General features: G+C 70.6%; 9 protein-coding genes. 1 reads left to right on the top strand and 8 read right to left on the bottom strand.

What is annotated here, in order from left to right:
- Positions 1–476: 476 nt before the first annotated feature.
- Positions 477–1,307: an outer membrane beta-barrel protein gene (locus FFS23_RS08705; RefSeq protein WP_137898294.1), complete on the bottom strand. Its 831-nt coding sequence runs from the start codon at positions 1,305–1,307 to the stop codon at positions 477–479.
- Positions 1,308–1,495: 188 nt separating this feature from the next.
- On the opposite strand from FFS23_RS08705, the gene parE reads away from it, so the two are divergent.
- The gene (gene parE / locus FFS23_RS08700; RefSeq protein WP_137898293.1) at positions 1,496–3,478 is read left to right on the top strand and encodes a DNA topoisomerase IV subunit B; all 1,983 of its coding nucleotides are present in this window, start codon (positions 1,496–1,498) and stop codon (positions 3,476–3,478) included.
- A 225-nt stretch (positions 3,479–3,703) separates the two neighbouring features.
- On the opposite strand, the gene FFS23_RS20070 is transcribed toward parE, so the two are convergent.
- From FFS23_RS20070 to FFS23_RS08670, 7 genes are all read right to left on the bottom strand, one after another.
- On the bottom strand, positions 3,704–3,877 hold the full coding sequence (locus tag FFS23_RS20070; RefSeq protein ID WP_171009432.1) for a hypothetical protein: 174 nt from the start codon (positions 3,875–3,877) through the stop codon (positions 3,704–3,706).
- A 78-nt stretch (positions 3,878–3,955) separates the two neighbouring features.
- Complete coding sequence (locus FFS23_RS08695) at positions 3,956–4,165, bottom strand: hypothetical protein (RefSeq protein WP_038662501.1); 210 nt, start codon at positions 4,163–4,165, stop codon at positions 3,956–3,958.
- A 14-nt stretch (positions 4,166–4,179) separates the two neighbouring features.
- Positions 4,180–4,650, bottom strand: a complete 471-nt coding sequence (locus FFS23_RS08690; protein ID WP_052075607.1) for a MarR family winged helix-turn-helix transcriptional regulator — start codon at positions 4,648–4,650, stop codon at positions 4,180–4,182.
- Positions 4,647–5,834 carry an HlyD family type I secretion periplasmic adaptor subunit gene (locus FFS23_RS08685; protein ID WP_137898292.1) on the bottom strand — a complete coding sequence of 396 codons (1,188 nt, stop codon included), beginning with the start codon at positions 5,832–5,834 and terminating at the stop codon, positions 4,647–4,649. Before FFS23_RS08685 ends, FFS23_RS08690 begins: the two co-directional genes overlap by 4 nt.
- Positions 5,831–7,975, bottom strand: a complete 2,145-nt coding sequence (locus FFS23_RS08680; protein ID WP_137898291.1) for a type I secretion system permease/ATPase — start codon at positions 7,973–7,975, stop codon at positions 5,831–5,833. The genes FFS23_RS08685 and FFS23_RS08680 overlap by 4 nt, the downstream gene beginning before the upstream one ends.
- Positions 7,972–9,231 carry a TolC family protein gene (locus FFS23_RS08675; protein WP_137898290.1) on the bottom strand — a complete coding sequence of 420 codons (1,260 nt, stop codon included), beginning with the start codon at positions 9,229–9,231 and terminating at the stop codon, positions 7,972–7,974. The genes FFS23_RS08680 and FFS23_RS08675 overlap by 4 nt, the downstream gene beginning before the upstream one ends.
- A gap of 153 nt (positions 9,232–9,384) precedes the next feature.
- The gene (locus FFS23_RS08670) at positions 9,385–17,862 is read right to left on the bottom strand and encodes a BapA/Bap/LapF family large adhesin (RefSeq protein ID WP_137898289.1); all 8,478 of its coding nucleotides are present in this window, start codon (positions 17,860–17,862) and stop codon (positions 9,385–9,387) included.
- Positions 17,863–18,010 lie beyond the last annotated feature (148 nt).

The following is an 18,010-nucleotide window of genomic DNA, read 5'->3' as shown; positions in this document are numbered from 1 at the left end:
GAAGGCGGGGACCCAGGGCCAAGCGAAACAACATCTTATAGTGTGCGTGACTCCTGGGCTCCCGCCTGCGCGGGAGTACTGGGAGAGGTTTGCGGCGGTGCCGCGAAGCCTGGGGTCCGGTTAGGATGAAGCGTCGTAAGTTATTCCAAAGCTTCACCCAACTGGGCCCCGGCCTACGCCGGGGTACTCGCTTGGGGTGTCGGGACCGACCTTCGCATAGGGCTTGCGGGAGGCCGGGGGACCACGGCCATGTTGGACGACATGGACAACATGGACACCTTAACGGAAACGATCGACTTCCATCGTTTCCAAATCTGTCATGATCGTGGTGCGGCGATGAGAAAGAGCGTCGCTGCGGGAGATATCACGTGCCCGGCGTGTAGGACAGACCGCGGTCCTCCCGCGTGATGCATGCAGCAAAAAGGGACCGGCTTCCTGCGAAGCCGATCCCTTTCGAACGGGCGTGACGATCGCGCTTAGAAGCGGAAGGCCGCCGTCGCGCGCAGCGAATGCCAGCGGAACTTCTCGTCCGAGCGACGAAAGTCGGTCGTGGTGCCGCCGACGACGAACGGGTTGGTCGCGGGCGCGCTGCCCTGCGCCACGCGGACGCGGGCGTCGTCGTCGTTATACTGGTGGTAGGTGTATTCCATACCGACCGAGAAATGCTCGCCGAGCTTCTGCTCGATGCCGCCACCGCCGACGATGCCGAATTGCTTGCGCTTGCCCGACTGGGTGAAGGCGTTCGCGGTATTGGTCGAGGTGAAGCTGCGGTCGATATTGGCATAGCCCGGACCGAAGGTGCCGTAGAACAGCGTCGTGCCGGGCGCATAGCCGATGCGGCCACGGATGCTCGCTTCCCACTTCACGTCGCGGGTCATCACGTAATTGGCCGGCGTGGTCGAGAAGCCGCTGACGCTGTCGGTGATCTCGGTCTTGCCGAACTCGCCGAGCGCACCGATCACGATGTTGCCGGTCTGCGAATCCATGCCTATACGGCCATAATAGGACCAGCCGTCCTTGTCGTTAGCGCAGCCGGCGGGCAGCGGCGTCGCGGCGCGGGCGCGGCCGTTGCAGAAACCCGGGGTGAAGGCGTTGCCGCCGTTCGCGATCACCGTGTCGCCGAAGCTGCCGTTCGAGCCGCGGTCAAACAGGATCGTCGAACCGGTGTCGTTGGGCTGAACGTCATAGCCGCCGGCGGCGCCGACATAGATGCCCGAAAACGGCGCCGGATCGCCGGCGTCCTGTGCCTGGGCGGCGGTGGCGAAGGTGACGGCGGCGAGGGCGCCGAGCAGCAGGGTGGTACGCATAGTCTCTCCCGGAGTGTTTGCAGCAGCTCAGGAACGTGCGGGATGCCGTTGATATGCATCAGCATTTTGATTCACTTAAAGTGTGGCATTCATGCATCAGCATAGACATATTCGAGCAACATGAGGCGGCTGCATCGCTATTGCCGGGCGCTGGTATCGGCGACGATGTTCCCTTATGGTTCCCGGTAATGGCCAAAGACCTTTTTGCGTCCGCCGCGGCGCCCGAGAGCAATTACGACGCATCTTCGATCGAGGTGCTGGAGGGGCTGGAACCCGTCCGCCGCCGCCCCGGCATGTACGTCGGCGGCACCGACGAGCGCGCGCTGCACCATCTCGCCGCCGAAGTGCTCGACAATGCGATGGACGAGGCGGTTGCCGGCCATGCGACGCGGATCGAGGTGACGCTGGAGCCGGGCAACCGCCTGACGATCACCGACAATGGCCGCGGCATTCCGGTCGACCCGCACCCCAAGTTTCCCGACAAGAGCGCGCTCGAGGTGATCCTGTCGACGCTGCACTCGGGCGGCAAGTTCGCCGGCAAGGCCTATGCGACCAGCGGCGGTCTGCACGGCGTCGGCGTGTCGGTGGTCAACGCGCTGTCGTCGGACACGCTGGTTGAGGTGGCGCGCGAGCGGCAATTGTATCGCCAGCGGTTCAGCCGCGGCGTGACGCAGGGGCCATTGGAGCATGTCGGTGCGGCACCCAACCGGCGCGGCACCTCGGTCGCCTTCACCCCCGATACCGAGATCTTCGGGCCGGAACTCGCGTTCAAGCCCAAGCGGCTCTACCAGCTCGCGCGGTCGAAGGCCTATCTGTTCGCCGGGGTCGAGATCCGCTGGCATTGCGCGCCCGAGCTGGTCGAGGGGACCGACACGCCGGCCGAGGCGGTGTTCCAATTCCCCGGCGGCCTCGCCGACCACCTCAAGGAACAGGTCGGCGGGCGCGAGTGCGCGACGTCGGACTTCTTCGCGGGCAATCAGGATTTCCCCGGCGCACAGGGCCGTGTCGAATGGGCGGTCGCCTGGCCGCTGTGGAGCGACGGCAGCTACAGCTGGTATTGCAACACGATCCCGACCCCCGACGGCGGCACGCACGAACAGGGGCTGCGGCAGGCGCTGGTGCGCGGCCTGCGCGCCTTCGGCGAGCTGATCCACCAGAAGAAGGCCAAGGAGATCACCGCCGACGACGTGATGGTTGGCAGCGAGCTGATGCTCAGCGTCTTCATCCGCGATCCGCAATTCCAGAGCCAGACCAAGGACCGCCTCACCAGCCCGGAGGCGGCGGGGCTGGTCGAAAAGGCGGTACGCGACCATTTCGACCATTGGCTGGGCCATAATATGGAGCGCGGCAAGGCGCTGCTCGGCTATGTCCTCGAACGGATGGACGAGCGGCTGCGCCGCAAGCAGGAGCGCGAGGTCAAGCGCAAGACCGCGACCAGCGCGCGCAAGCTGCGCCTGCCCGGAAAGCTTACCGACTGCGCCAACGACGGCAACGAGGGTACCGAGCTGTTCATCGTCGAGGGCGATTCGGCGGGCGGCTCGGCGAAACAGGCGCGCGACCGCAAGACGCAGGCGATCCTGCCGATCCGCGGCAAGATCCTCAACGTCGCCAGCGCGACCAGCGCCAAGATCGTCGCCAATCAGGAGATCGCCGATCTGATCCAGGCGCTGGGCTGCGGCACGCGCAAGGATTGCGACGCGAGCCAGCTCCGCTACGAGCGCGTCGTCATCATGACCGACGCCGACGTCGACGGTGCGCATATCGCGACGTTGCTGATGACCTTCTTCTTCCAGGAGATGCCCGATCTGGTGCGGCGCGGGCATCTGTATCTGGCGCAGCCGCCGCTCTACCGGCTGACGGTCGGCGCCAAGTCGCTGTACGCGCGCGACGATGCGCATCGCGCCGAGCTGGAGAAGACCGCGTTCAAGGGCAAGAAGGTCGAGGTGGCGCGGTTCAAGGGGCTGGGCGAGATGAACCCCGGCCAGCTTCGCGAGACGACGATGGACCCCAAGACGCGCGGCATGATCCGCATCACCCTGCCGCAGGAATATGAGGAGCGCGCCGGGGTGAAGGACCTCGTCGACCGGCTGATGGGCAACAATCCGGCGCACCGCTTCGCCTTCATCCAGGAGAATGCGGCGCGGCTGGACGAGGAGGCGATCGACGCCTGACCGGGTTGTGGTTGCTTATGGTCGTTTGTGTTTGACCTGACCTTGCCTAGCTCATCCCGTCACCCCGGACTGGTTCCGGGGTCTACTCTGCGGCGAGGAGAAAGGCTTGAGGTGATACCTTCTCTTGCGGACTGGTGGACCCCGGAACGGGTCCGGGGTGACGGCCTCAAAGTGGAGATCGCTCGAACCTCGGTAGTCCGATCGGTCGCGTCGGATAACGCGCCGTCAGCGCTGGGCGGCGCCATCCCGATTTTCGCATTCCGCTTTGTGCAGCAGGTGGATCGTCTCGTCCTCCTCGCACACGACGAAGCCGATGTCCTCGAGCGCGAGCTTGAGGTGGATGCGCGTGAGGTGATCCCCCTCCTCGAAGGCGAAGACAGAGTCGGCAGGATCGATCATCCGCGTCCAACTCCACCCATTTGTCGCCGTTCCACCCATTAACCACTTAAATAGGTTAAATAAGACGAACGGTTAACCTCAATGTGGCGGCCATTGCGGCGGCGGCGAGGGCATATCGCGCGCCTGGAGCCGGCCATGCGAGAAGCCGGCGTGCCAGGCGGCGAGGATCAGCACCGAGCTGTGATCGAACGGGCAATCGCGCGCGCTGCCGTCGACGCCGGAGAGGCGGCCATCCTCGAAGGCGGTTTGCAGGTCGGCGAGATGGCCGGGGGCGGGGGGCTGGGTCATGCCGTCCGATCCACCTAGCGCCGCACCGGGCCGGGGCGGAAGGTGCGCGGATCGGCGGGGGCCTCGGTCCCGTCGGGCGTGTCGAACAGATGTTCGAGCATCGCCGCCATCGCGGTATAGCCCTTGCCGGTCAGCCGGACGCGGACGCGGCGATGATCGGTCGGGTCGGGGTGGCGCGACAGCAGTTCGGCCTCCTGCAACCGGTCGATGCGGCGCATCGCGCTGGTCGTGCTCTCGCCGGACATCAGCGTCAGGTCCTTGACGTACAGCCGCTCGCCGGTGCCGGCGGCGACGAACAGGTCGATCATCATGTCCCAGGCGGGATCGACGAGCAGGTCGCGCGGCAGGAAGTGGCTCATCCGCGCCCGCAGCTGACGGGCCTGACGTGCGCGGGCGAGCAGCACGGGCGAGAAGGTCGCGGTGGCGTCACCGCCGTCGAGCGGGGTGGCGCCGGCGAGGGCGGCGTGGTCGAGGGGCGGGCTCATCGTTCGCGCAGCGCCTCCTGCGCACGGTTGAGGGGTTTGAGCAGATATTGCAGCACGGTCTTGCTGCCGGTGTGGATGTCGACGGTGGCGACCATGCCGGGGGTGATCGGAAAGCGACGACCCGCCTTGTTGGTCAGCGAATCGGATTTGGTGCGGACGAAGACGCGATAATAGAGCACGTCGGGCTTCACCTCGTCGCGGATCGTGTCGGGCGAGATGGTGGTGACGACGCCGTCGAGGCCGCCGTAGATCGAATAGTCATAGGCCGTGACCTTGACCTTGGCGGCCTGGCCGGGACGGATGAAGGCGATGTCGCGCGGCTGGATGCGCGCCTCGATCAGCAGGCGTTCGTCGAGCGGCACGATCTCCATGACCTTGCCGTTGGGCGGAATGACGCCGCCGATCGTCGACACCTCGATGTTCTTGACCACGCCGCGCACGGGCGAGCGCAGCGTGAGGCGGCTCAGCGTGTCGGAGCGGCCGCGGACGACGGGGCCGAGCGAGTCGACCTGTTCCATGACCTTGGCGAGGTCCTGCCGCGCCTCGACCATATATTGCGAGCGCAGGTCGGCCTTCTTGAGTTCGAGCTCGGCGCGCTGGCGTTGCAGGCGCAGCACCTCGACGTTGCTCGCCGCGCCGACGGTGATCAGCGACTGGCCGATCGACACTTCGCGGCCGATCAGCGCGAGGCTCTGGTCGATCAACTGAATCGAGGATTGCAGGCTGCGGCGGCGGGTCTCGTAGAGGCTGGTTTCCGCCGCCTTGAGCTCGGGAAAGCGGTCGAGCTCGGGGGAGAAGCGCAGCGGCGTATCGTTGGCCTCGGCCTGCAGCCGGCCGGCGCTGGCGAGCGCGGCGCGGTATTTCGCGGCGCTTTCCTCGACGGTGGAGCCCGCCTGCGTCGGGTCGAGCTGCGCGAGCAACTGGCCCGGTTTGACGATATCGTCCTGATGGACGAGCAATTTGGCGAGGATGCCGCCCTCGAGCGATTGCAGCACCTGTTCGCGGCTGGTCGGCACGACGCGCGCCTCGCCGGTCGCGACCTCGTCGAGGCTGGCGAACCAGGCCCAGCCGAGCGCGGCGACGAACAGGGCGGCGAGCAGCCAGATCAGGCGGGTCGCGGTGAGGCGCGCGGCCTCGCCGTCGCCGCCGAACAGATGGTCGTCGTCGGCGGTGATGCTGATCATGCCGCTGCACTCCTTGTGCCACGCATCGTGGCGAGGATCTGGTCGCGCGGGCCGTCGAGGATGACGCCGCCCTGGTCGATGATGATGATCCGGTCGACGATATCGAGCATCCGCATCCGGTGGGTGGCGACGACGAGCGTCCGGTCGCGGCCCCATTCGCCGAGTCGCTGGATGAAGTGGCGTTCGGTCGCCTCGTCCATCGCCGCAGTGGGCTCGTCGAGCAGCGCGACCATCGGCTGGCGGAGCAGCAGCCGCGCGAGCAGCAGCGCCTGCACCTGCCCGCCCGACAGGCCACGCCCGCCCTCCTGCACGACATGGCCGAGGCCGTCGCGCATCCGGCGGAGCATCGCGTCGGCCCCGACCATGGCGAGCACCGCCATGATCTCGGTATCGGATGCCGACGGGGCGCCGAGGGTCAGGTTCTCCCGCAGCGTGCCGTGGAACAGCCGGCTCGACTGGGTGAGCAGTCCGACGTCGCGGCGGACGTCGGCGGGATCGATCTGATGCAGCGCGAGACCGTCGAGCAGCACCTCGCCCGAGACGGGTTGCAGCATGCCCGACAGGCCTTGGAGCAGGGTCGACTTGCCGGCACCGTTGCGGCCAAGCAGCGCGATCCGTTCGCCCGCGGCGATCTCCAGCCCGGCGACGGTGAGCGCGGGCGGCGCGTTGGGATCGGCGTAGGTGAACACCGCCGAGCGCAGGGTGAAGGCGCCGGTGACCGCGGGCAGCGGGATGCGATGGTCGGCATCGGCGCTGTCGACCGGCAGAGCCATGATCTGGTTGAGGCTGCCCATCGCGACCTTGGCGTGCTGCCAGCGGCCGAGAAGTTGCGTGACCTGCGCCATCGGCGCCATCATCCGCGAGCCGAGGATCGAGGTGGCGACGAGCACACCGGTGGTGATGCTGCCCGAGATGACGAGCGGCGCGCCGACGAAGATGATCGCGGCATAGACGCCGTTCTGCACGCTCTGCGTCCACACCGACAGGCCGTTGGTGAGACCGCGCAGGCGCAATTGCGCCTCGCCGGCGACGGCATTGTAGTGGTTCCACTGCTGGTGGAAGCGGTCCTCCGCCTGGAGCGCCTTGATGTCCTCGATGCCCTGTACCGCCTCGACCAGCATCGCGTTGCGCAGCGAAGATTCGCGCATCGATTCGGTCGCCAGCATGCGCAGGCGGCGCTGGGCGAGCAGGCCGGGGAGAAGGAGCAGGACGAGCGCGACGACCGGCACCAGCGCGAGCAGGCCGCCGATGTACCAGAGCAGGCCGAGGAACATCAGGAAGAAAGGAAGGTCGGCGACGGTGGCGATCGTCGTCGAGGTGAGCATGTCGCGGACCTGGTCGAGGTCGCGGAGCTGGGCGATGAAGGTGCCGGTCGAGGCCGGGCGCGACTGGTTGCGGACGCGCAGCGCGTGGCCGAAGACCCGGTCGGAGATGCGCAGATCGGCGCGCTTGCCGAGCACGTCGACGATGTTGGTGCGCAGCCGCCGCAAGGCGAAATCGAAGGCGATCGAGACGAGCACGCCGACGAACAGGATGGTCAGCGTCGGGATCGACGCCGCGGGCACGACGCGGTCGTAGACCTGCATCGAGAACAGCACGCCGGCGAGGCCGAGCAGGTTGGTGACGACCGAGGCGACCATCACATGGCCGTAGGCGGGAGCGTCGCGCATCAGAATCTGGCGCAGCCAGTGATCCTCGAACGGGCGGATATAGGTGTCGACGCGCGCGTCGGGCGAGGAGCGCGACGGCCGCGGTACGACGAAGCCGGTGGCGGCGGCGCGCAGCTCGGCCAGCGACAGGCGGGTCTGGCCGCCGCGGTCGCCGGGCAGCACCAGCCGCGCCTGATCGTCGCCGTCGATGCCGTCGATCAGGGCGATCTCGCCGTCGGCGAGGCGGACGATCATCGGCAGGCGCCAGCCGCTGAGCTTGACCTCCTGCGGCGTCGAGAAGCGGACGGTGAGACCGGTGGCGCGGGCGAGCGCGAGGATGCGCGCGTCCTCGTCGCCGCCGAGATCCCATTGCGCGGCGAGGCGCGCACGCTGTTCGGAGACGGGCAGGCGATAGTGGCGGGCGACGCGGGCGAGCAGTTCGAGCCAGCCGTCGACGGCGACGGGCGCCGCCGGAGCGATCGCCGCGGTCAAAGCGTCACCCCGCGTACCGAGGTGCCAGACAGGCCGAAGGCGTCGCGCATCCGGCCCGAGACGTAGAGGCAGTCGATCTGCAGGCGGCGCAGGTTCTGGGTGGTGTTGACCGCGTCGAAGCGCACCTGTTGCAGCTCCTGTTCGGCGTTGAGCAGATCGACCAAGGTGCGGGTTCCCATTTCGAGATACTGAATGCGGTAGAGGCGGCCGGTCTCGCGCATATTGTCCTCGCGCGAGGCCAGCGTGGTGGCGAGGCGCGAGAGGCTGTCGATCTGCTGCTGCGCCTCGGCGAGCTGCTGGCTGCTCTCGTTGCGGACGCGCCGCGCGCTCGCCTCGGCGGCGTCGAGGCGATAGGCGGCGCTGCGCACCCGCGCCTTGGTGAGGCCGCCGGCGAAAATGTTGCTCGTGACGCGCAGGCCGAAATTGTAGATGCTGCGGTCGCCGAACGGCGAATTGACGTCGGTCGAGGCATCGCCGCCGAACGACAGCGTCGGATAGCGGTCGGCGCGGCTGCGGCGCAGGTTGGCGGCGGCGCGCTCGGTCTCGGCATCGGCGGCGGCGACCGCGGGCACGCTCTGCCACGACGGCGCGGGGCCGGCGCAGCCCTGCATCAGCCAGCCGGGTACGTCGGCCGACACGCCGGCGGGCGCGGGATGGCCGAGCAGGAAGGCGAGGTTGCTGGTCCAGCGCCGCTCCTCCGCCTCGACCTGGGTGAGGCTGGCTTCGGCCGCCTCGACGCGGGCCTGCGCCTGCAAGGCGTCCGACCGGGTGGCGGCGCCCATCGTCGAGCGCTGGCCGACGAGTGCGCTGATCTGGCGGATGCGATCGGCCTGATCGCGGGCGATGGCCCGCTGCGCGGTGGCGCGCTGCAGTTCGATGATCGCATAAGCGGTGTTGCGGACCAACGTGTCGACCGCGAGCAGCATCTCGGCGCGGCTGGCGCGGGTGCCGGCGCGGGCGGCGGCGACGTCGCTCGACACCTTGCCGAAGTCGTAGAGCATCTGCGACGCGCTGAATTGCGGGCGCGGCGACCAGGTGCTCGACACGCGGCTGTCATAGCCGCTGCCGAGCCCGGCGCTGACCGTCGGCAGATAGCCGGCGCGGGCCGCGGCGACCTCCTCGCCGCTGGCGGCGAGCGTGCCGGCGGCCTCGATCACCGAGGGATGCCAGGCGACGGCGTCGCGCGCGGCGCTTTCCAGCGTGACCGGGACGGGAGCATCCGCGGCCATGCCGCTGCCGGCGAGGGCGACGGTCATCACCGCGCCCGTCGCAGCCAATAGTCTGGGTAACCGTCTCGGAAAACGCATCGCAACCGGGTCCTCTCTTGCCGTGCAAAAGAGGCCCGGTTGCTTAACAAAGAGTAGAATTCAGCCCTTTGTCATCAATACTTTAGATGCAGTTTGAGGTGCTTAAACAACATGATTGACAGTAGTTGCATGATGCGTCTGATCATCCAGCGTCGCGAGATAGTCGAGCGGGTCGGCGACCACCGCGGCGGCGACCGGTACCACTGCCGCGCTGTGATCGGCGCCCGACGCATCGGCGTGGATGCCATTCTGCTGCGTGGCGAGATAGTGCGAGAGCACATCCTCCAGTTCGCCGCGCCCTTCGAAAAGCTCGTAGGTGGCAAGCCCGATCGCCGCGCCATCGCCCGTCGCGGCGACCGCGGGTGCGGTGGCGAGATGGGCATCGGCGGTCACCGCGTGCGTATCCAGTGAAACCACATCGGGTTCGATACTGTAGACGGGTGCGACCGCGTAATGGACCATCGCCGAGGCATTGTCGCCCGGCACGTCGATCGTGACGGTCAGAGTCGTGGTTGCGGCGACTCCGTTGGGCTGCACCAACTGGTAGGTGAACGAGTCGGTCAGGTCGGTGGTCGAATAGGCCAGCGTCGTACTCGGCTGGTAGACGTAATGGCCGACCTCATCGACGGTCAGCGTGCCGTGCGCGCCGTTGATGACGAGCGGGGTGTTGCCGACCTCCGTAAAGGTGCTGCCGGTGGCGACGCGGACCGCGACGAAGCTCGAATGGGCGTCGTCGTTGGCGAGCAGGCTGCCCTCCACCGCTGCCGGGCTGACGACGACATGGCGGTCGAGCAGCGTCGTCGTGCGGTCCAGCGTGACGCTGGTGTCGAACCGCGTGCCGACCAGCGCGTCGGCGGCGAGCGTATAGCGGTAATTGCCCGCCGGCAGGTCGTTGAGCGTGAAGCTGGTGCTGGCGCTGCCGACGCCGACGAGCGCCAAGTTGGTGATCGTCTGGGTGGTGCCGGCGGTGAGATTGGTCAGCGTCAGCGTATAGGTGGGGGCGACGCTGAGCAGGCCTACCGTGGAGGCGCGGATGGTGATGTCCGCATCGGTGTTGGGCGCGACCGAGAACGTGTCGGTCCGCTCGCCGTGCGAGCCGACCGCGACCGGCAACAGCGGCACCTGCACCGCGGGGGTCGCGGTGAAGCTGTAGGTGATCGGCGCCGCCGCCTCGACGACGTTGGCATAAGTGACCGGCGCCACCGCGACATCGGCGACGGCGACCGGGGCGCCGGTGATCGCGCCGCTGCCGACGGTGATCGACAGATTGGCGCGCTCCACCTCATTGTCGCTCGGGTCGATGATCGCATAGCTGAAGACGTCGGTATGGCCGATCGCCGCCGCATTCGCATCGGGCGTGTAGCTGTAGCTGCCGTCGAGGTTGATCACCAGCGTACCCCATTCCCCGTCGACGACGGTGCCGTCCGCGGTGACGGCGACGGTCGCGCCGGTGACGGTGTTGGTGACGCTGGTCACGTGCGTGCCGGGCGAGACCACGTCGACCGCACCGCCGACACCGGGATCGGTGATGACGTTGCCGGTCGCCGCGACCGGGCGCACCCCGCCGACATCGGTATAGTCGATGTCGGTGCCGCTGACCGCGAGGTTGCCGAGCAGGCCGACGCCGACGCCGAGCCCGCTTTGATAGGTGAGGAAGGCGCGATATTCGCCGGGCGTGAGCGTCTGGCTGGCGGTGAGGTTGCCGTTCAGCAGGCCGAGTTCGAGCAGAGAGCCGCCCGGAGCGCCGTTGACTGCAACCCATTGCGTGCCGTCGAAGCGCTGGACGACGACGCTATAGCCGCTGGTGACGCCGATGTTGAGCGTCGCGTCATAGGTGAAGCTGGCGGCGAGGTTGTGGCCGTCCTGCACCGTGAAGCGGACGCTGGGCGTGCCGAGCACCTGCGCCTGCAGGTTGAGCACGCCGGCGGAGACCAAGGCGAGGTAGTTGGCGCTGCCGATCGCGGTCGGCGCGGCGGCGACCACCGGCAGCAGGTCGATCGTCGCCGTCGCGGCGTTGCCGAACGCCTGGATATCGAACGGCGCGACGACCGTCGCGGCGCCCGAGACGTTGCCGGCGGCATCGGCCAGGGTCACCGCCAGCGTCGCGCCGGCGACCTGCGGCGTGGTCAGCGTGACGGTGAAGCTGCCGTCGGCGCCGACGACGCCTTGGCCGAGGAGGCTCGTGCCGCTGCGCACCTCGACGCGGGCGCCGATTTCGCCGGTGCCGGTGAGCGTCGTGCCGGTCGGGTTGACCGCCAGCGCGGCGGGCGCCGCGGGCGCGGTGATGTCGGGCGCGACGACGGTGATCCCGGCCGAGACGTTGCGCGCCGCGTCGGTCTGGACCGCGGTCAGCGTCTCGCCGTTGCGCTGCGGCGTGGCGAGGGTGACCAGATAGCTGCCCGAGGTGGTGACCAGCGCGGTGCCGAGGTCGACGCCGCCGGCACGGATCGTCACCGTCGCGCCGGGCTCGCCGGTGCCGGTCACCTGACTGCCGGCGGCGATCACCGTGGCGGTCGGCGCGGCGGGCGCGGTGATGTCGGGGGCGAGCGCCAGGACCGACGTGGCGGGGCCGTTGGCGATCGCCTGCACGACGGTGAGCGTCTCGCCGTTGCGCTGCGGGGTGGACAGGCCGATCGTGTAGCTGCCGTCGCCGGCCGCGGTGACCGTGCCGAGCGCGGTGCCGTTGAGCGTGACGGTGATCGCGGCGCCGGCGGCGCCGGTACCGGTCACGGTGGTGCCGTCGGGCGATACGGTGGCGGTGAGCGGGGCCGGTCCGGCCAGCAGCGGTGCGCCGGCGGTGGTGGGGATCGAGACGTTGCCGCTGGTGTCGCTCTGCGTGACGGTCAGCGTCTGGCCGCCGGTCTGCGGCTGGGTGAGCTGTACCGTATAGCTGCGATCCGGGTCGACCACCGCGGTGCCGAGCGGCACGTTGCCTGCGCCGAGGACGGTCACGGTGGCGCCGGGTTCGCCGGTGCCGGTGACCAAGACGCCGTCCGCCGTCACCGTCGCGACCGGCGCGGCGGGGGGCGTGGTATCGGGGGCGATCGTAGCGGTGACCGGCGAAACGCCGCCGCCGTCGCTCTGGCGGACGCCGAGCAGCTCGCCGTTGGTCTGCGCGGTGGAGAGCGCCACGGTGTAGCTGCCGTCGGCGGCGGCGACGGTGCGGCCCAGTTCGGTGCCGCCCGGAGCGGTGACGACGATGGTTGCGCCGGCTTCCCCGAAGCCGCTGACGCTGGCGCCGCCGGCCGCGACGGTCGCGGTGGGGGCGGCGGGGGCGACGAGGTCCGGCGCGGTGAGCGCGAAGCCCGGCGACGTGTTGCCGGTGGGGTCGGCCTGCCGGATGGTGAGCGGTTCGCCGTCGATCTGCGCGGTGGCGAGCGGGATCGTGAAGCTGCCGTCCGCCGCGACCACCGCGGTGCCGAGCACCGTGCCGGCAACGCCGGTGGCGGTGACGGTCGCGCCGGCCTCGCCGAAGCCGGTGATGCTCGCGCCGTCGCCGGCGACCGTGCCGGTGGGGGCAAGCGGTGCCGTGGTGTCGGGGGCGGTCGCGGTCGCGACGGGGGAGGCGTTGCCGCCGCCGTCGACCTGGATCGCGGTGAAGCCTTCGCCGTTCAGCCGTGCCGGCGAGAGGGGGACGCTGAAATTGCCGGCGGAGTCGGCGGTCACGGTGGCGACGAAGCCGCCGGGGCCGGTGACGGTGACGGTCGCATTGGCCTCGCCGATGCCGCTGGCGAGCGTGCCGTCTCCGGCGATGGCAAGCGTCGGCGCGGCGGGCGGCGTGATGTCGGGGGCGAGCGCCGCGATCGGCGGCGAGACGTTGCCGCCGCCGTCGGTCTGGGTGGCGAGCAGCCGCTCGCCATTGGCCTGCGGGGTGGAGAGGGTGACGGCGTAGCTGCCGTCGGCGGCGACGACGGTGACGCCGATCGGCGCACCGGCGGGATCGGTGACGACGATCCGCGCGCCGGCCTCGCCGGTGCCGGTGACGGTGGTGCCGTCGGGGGAGACGGTCGCGGAGGGCGCGGCCGGCGCGATCAGGTCGGGCGCGGTGACGGTGCCGGGAAGCGAGACGTTGCTCGCGGCATCCGCCTGCGTCGCGGTCAGCGTGCCGCCGTTGTTCTGCTGCGGGGTGAGCGTGACGGTGAAGCTGCCGTCCGCCGCGACCGTCGCGGTGCCGAGCGCGGCGCCGGCGGCGTTGGTGATCGTCACCACCGCGCCGGCCTCGCCGGTCCCGGTCACGACGGTGCCGTCGCCGTTGATCGCGAGCGTCGGCGCGGCGGGGGCGGTGAAATCGGGCGCGGTGACGGTGACGGTCGGCGAGACGTTGCCGGTCGCGTCGGTGAGCGTCACCCGGATGCTCTCGCCGTCGACCTGCGCGGTGGCGAGCGGCACGTTGAAGCCGCCGGTGGTGTCGACGGTGCCGGTGCCGAGCAGCGTGCCGGCGGCATCGCGGACCATGGCGATCGTGCCGGGCTCGCCGGTGCCGCTGACGAAGGTGCCGTCGACGGCGACGCTGGCGACCGGGGCGAGCGGCGCGGTGAAGTCCGGCGCGACCAGCGGGATCGCGGGCGAGACGTTGCCGGTGCGGTCCGCCTGGGTGACGGCGAGCACTTGGCCATCGACCTGCGGCGCAGACAGCGTGACCGCATAGCTGCCGGCGGTGGTGACGGTGGCAGTGCCGAGCGACGTGCCGTTGAGGTCGCGCACGACGATCGTCGCGCCGGCCTCGCCGGTGCCGGTGACGACGGCGCCGCTCGGATCGAGCGTCGCGGTCGGTGCCGCCGGGGCGGTGAGGTCGGGCGCGATCGCCGTGGTCGGCGGCGAAGCGCCGATCGCGTCGCTCTGAGTGACGAAGACGGTCTCGCCGTTGACGCGCGGGGTGGCGAGGGCGACGCTGTAGCTGCCGTCGGCCGCGGCGATGCCGGTGGCGATGACGGTGCCGGTGGCGCTGTAGACGGTGATCGTCGCGGCGCCCATCGCGCGGCCGGTCACCGCGGTGCCGTCGCCGGTCACCGTCGCCGACGGCGGCATCGGGACGACGCCGGGGGCGAGGTCCGGCGCGGTGGCGCTGACCACCGGCGACACGTTGTTCGCCGGGTCGGTCTGGCGGACGGTGAGCACCTCGCCATCGACCTGCGCCGACGACAGCGTCGCGGTGTAGCTTCCGTCGGCAGCGACGATGGCGGTGCCGATCTCGAGCCCGACGGGATTGCGGATCGAGATGGTCGCGCCGGCCTCGCCGGTGCCGGTGACCGACAGGCCATCGCCGCCGACCGTCGCGGTGGGGGCGAGCGGTGCGGTGATGTCGGGCGCGGTCAGCGCGACGGTGGGCGAGGCGTTGCCGGCCGCGTCGCTCTGGCCGACGACGAGCGTCTGGCGGTCGACCTGCGGGGTGGCGAGCGTGACCGAATAATTGCCCTGCGCGGTGACGATCGCGGTACCGAGCAGCGCACCCGCGCCGTCGCGGACGCTGACCGTCGCGCCGATCTCGCCGGTGCCGGTGACGATGCTGCCGCTGGCATCGAGCGTCGCGGCGGGAGCCGCCGGCGGGGTGAGGTCGGGCGCGGTGAAGGCGAGCGGGGGCGAGGCGTTGCCGGCCGGATCGGTCTGGACGACGGTGAGCGCCTCGCCGTTCGCCTGCGGGGTGGCGAGCGTGACGGCATAGCCACCGTTGGCTGCGACGGTGTCGCTGCCGAGCACGGTGCCGTCGGCGGCGGTGACGGTGACGGTCGCACCGGGTTCGCCGATACCGATCACGGTGCTGCCGCCGGCGGCGACGGACGCGGTCGGTGCGCCGGGCGCGGTGAAGTCGGGTGTGGTGATCGTCGTCGCGGGCGAGGCGTTGCCGGTCGGATCCGCCTGAGTGACGGTGACGGTCTGGCCGTCGCCCTGCTGCGCGGTCAGCGTGACGGTGTAGCTGCCGTCCGGCGCGACGAGCGCGGTGCCGAGCGGATTGCCGGTTTCGTCGCGGACCGTGACGGTCGCACCGGCCTCGCCGATGCCGGTGACGCTGTTGCCGTCGGGCGCGACGATGGCGGAGGGCGCGACGGGCGCAGTGGTGTCGGGGGCGGCGATGCCGGTCGCGGCGGACACATTGCCCGCGCCGTCCGCCTGGGTGACGGCGAGCGTGCCGCCGTTCGCCTGCGGCGTGGCGAGCTGAACGGCATATTCGCCGGACGTATTGGCGGTGGCGGTGCCGATCGCGGCGCCGCCGGCGTCGCGGACGGTGACCGTCGCGCCCGCCTCGGCGGTGCCGGTGACGATCTGGCCGGTGGCGTCGATCGTCGCGGTCGGCGCGGCGGGGGCGGTGAGATCGGGGGCGATCGCGGTCGCGGGCGGCGACACCGCACCGGTGGCGTCCGCCTGGGTGACGCGGATCGTCTCGCCGTCGAGCCGCGCCGGGGTCAGCGCGACGCTGTAGCTGCCGTCGGCGGCGGCGGTGCCGGTGCCGATCGCGACGCCGTTGGCGTCATAGAGCGTGATCGTCGCGCCGCCGGCGGCGACGCCGGTGACCGCGATGCCGTCGCCGGTCACCGCCGCGGTCGGCGCGGCGGGCGGGACGTCGACGACCAGATCGGGCGCGGTCGCGGTGGCGACGGGCGACAGGTTGCCGGCAGCATCGGCCTGGCGGACGCTCAGCACCTCGCCATCGATCTGCGGCGTGGACAAGGTGGCGGCATAGGTGCCGTCGGCGGCGACGGTGGCGGTGGCGATCACCGTGCCGAGCGGATCGCGGATGGTGACGGCGGCGCCCGGCTCGCCGACGCCGCTGACGCTCGCGCCGTCGGCGGCGATCGTGATGGTCGGCGCGGCGGGCGCGGTGAGGTCGGGCGCGGTGAGTGGCGTCGCCGGCGAGGCGTTGCCGGCGGCGTCGGTCTGGGTGACCGCGAGGCTCTGGCTGTCGATCTGCGGGGTGGCGAGGACGACCGCATAGGCGCCCTGCGCGCCGACCGTCGTCGTACCGAGCGCGGTGCCGGCGGCGTCCCGCACGACGATCGTGGCGCCGGGCTCGCCGGTGCCGGTCACGGTGGTGCCGGTCGCGTCGAGCGTGGCGGCCGGAGCGGCGGGCGGCGTGATGTCGGGCGCGGTGAGTGCGAGCGGTGTCGCCTGATTGCCGGCGGCATCGCTCTCGCGCACCGTCAGCGCCTCGCCATTGGCCTGCGCCGGGGTCAGCGCGACGAGGTAGGTGCCGTCGGCACCGACCAGCGCGGTGCCGAGCACGGTGCCGGCGGCGTTGACGATGGTGATGCGTGCGCCCGCCTCGCCGGCGCCGCTGACCGAGGTGCCGTCGCCGGTGATCGTCGCGGTCGGCTGGGCCGGGGCGGTGAGATCGGGGGCGACGGTGCTGGCGGTGCCCGAGGCGTTGCCGGCGGCGTCGGTCTGGCGCGCGTCGAGCCGCTCGCCGTTGACCTGTGCGGTGGCGAGCGTCGCGCTGTAGCTGCCGTCGGCGGCGACTGTGACGGTGGCGAGTATGGTGCCGGCGGGATCGGTGATCGTGACGCGGGCGCCCGGCTCGCCGGTGCCGGTGACGACGGTGCCGGTGCCGTCGACCGCGACGGTCGGTGCGGCGGGGGCGGTGATGTCGGGCGCGGCGACCGCGACGGTCGGCGAGACGTTGCCGGCGGCGTCGCTCTGGCTGACGCTCAATGCGCCGCCATTGGCCTGCGGCGTCGACAGCGTAACGGTGTAGCTGCCGTCGGCCGCGACGAGCGCGGTGCCGAGCACGGTGCCGGCGGCGTCGCGGACGGTGACGGTGGCGCCGGCCTCGCCGCGGCCGCTGACGGTCGCGCCGGTGGCATCGACCGCGGCGGTGGGCGCGACCGGGGCGGTGAGGTCGGGCGCCTGGATGACGAGGGTGGGGGAGACGTTGCCGGCGGTGTCGGTCTGGGTGACGGTGAGCCGCTCGTTGTCGATCCGCGCCGGGGCGATGACGACGGTATAGCTGCCGTCGGCGGCGACCACGGTGGTGGCGATCACGGTGCCGGCGGCGTCGCGGACGGTGATGGTGGCGCCGGCTTCGCCACGACCGGTGATCGCGGCGCCGTCGCCGCGGACGGCGGCGACGGGTATGGCGGGGGGCGTGGTGTCGGGCGTGCCGGTGCCGACACCGGTCCCGGTGCCCGGATCCGGCGTCGGCGTGCCGCTGCCGGCGGCGCTGGCGTCAGCGCCGCCGCCGCCGGCGATCGCGACGATGCCGCCGGCCGCCGCGGCGCCGCCGAGCAGCATCGCGGGCAGCGCCAGCGACGACCCGCCCTCGCCGGCGACGGCGGTGAGGTCGGCGAGGTCGCGTAGCGATGCGAAGCGCGGGACGCCGCCGCTGCCACGCGCCACCCAGAGGTGGCCGTCGGGCTCGCGCAGGACGAGGTCGTTCGCCACCGTCGCATTGGCGGGGTAGAAATCGGCGATCCGTACGGTCTGACCGTCAACGAGGCGGACGACGAGATCCTGACCCTGGCGATCCATCCCGGCGATCTGGGCACGCGTGAGATCGAGGCGGACGATGCTCGGTGCGTCGAGATCGACGCTGTTGCCCGCGACTTCGTTCACGGCGCCGGTCGCCTTCGAGATCACTTCGACGTTCATGGCCTATTCCTCTACTGGCACTTCGCTGCACGACATCGTCCGTGTCGGACCGAGGTGCGATTTAATCTATGCTAGTAAAGTCGGCTCCCAAGCCGAAGCTGCTTCGATACCGATATCGGTTTGAAATCCTGTTGTCGGTTCCGCGCCA

This window comes from Sphingomonas sp. 2SG, assembly GCF_005503285.1.
In the GTDB taxonomy this organism is placed as follows: Bacteria; Pseudomonadota; Alphaproteobacteria; order Sphingomonadales; family Sphingomonadaceae; genus Sphingomonas; species Sphingomonas taxi.
Note: the sequence above shows the minus strand (reverse complement) of the source record. Positions and strands in the feature narration are given on the sequence as shown.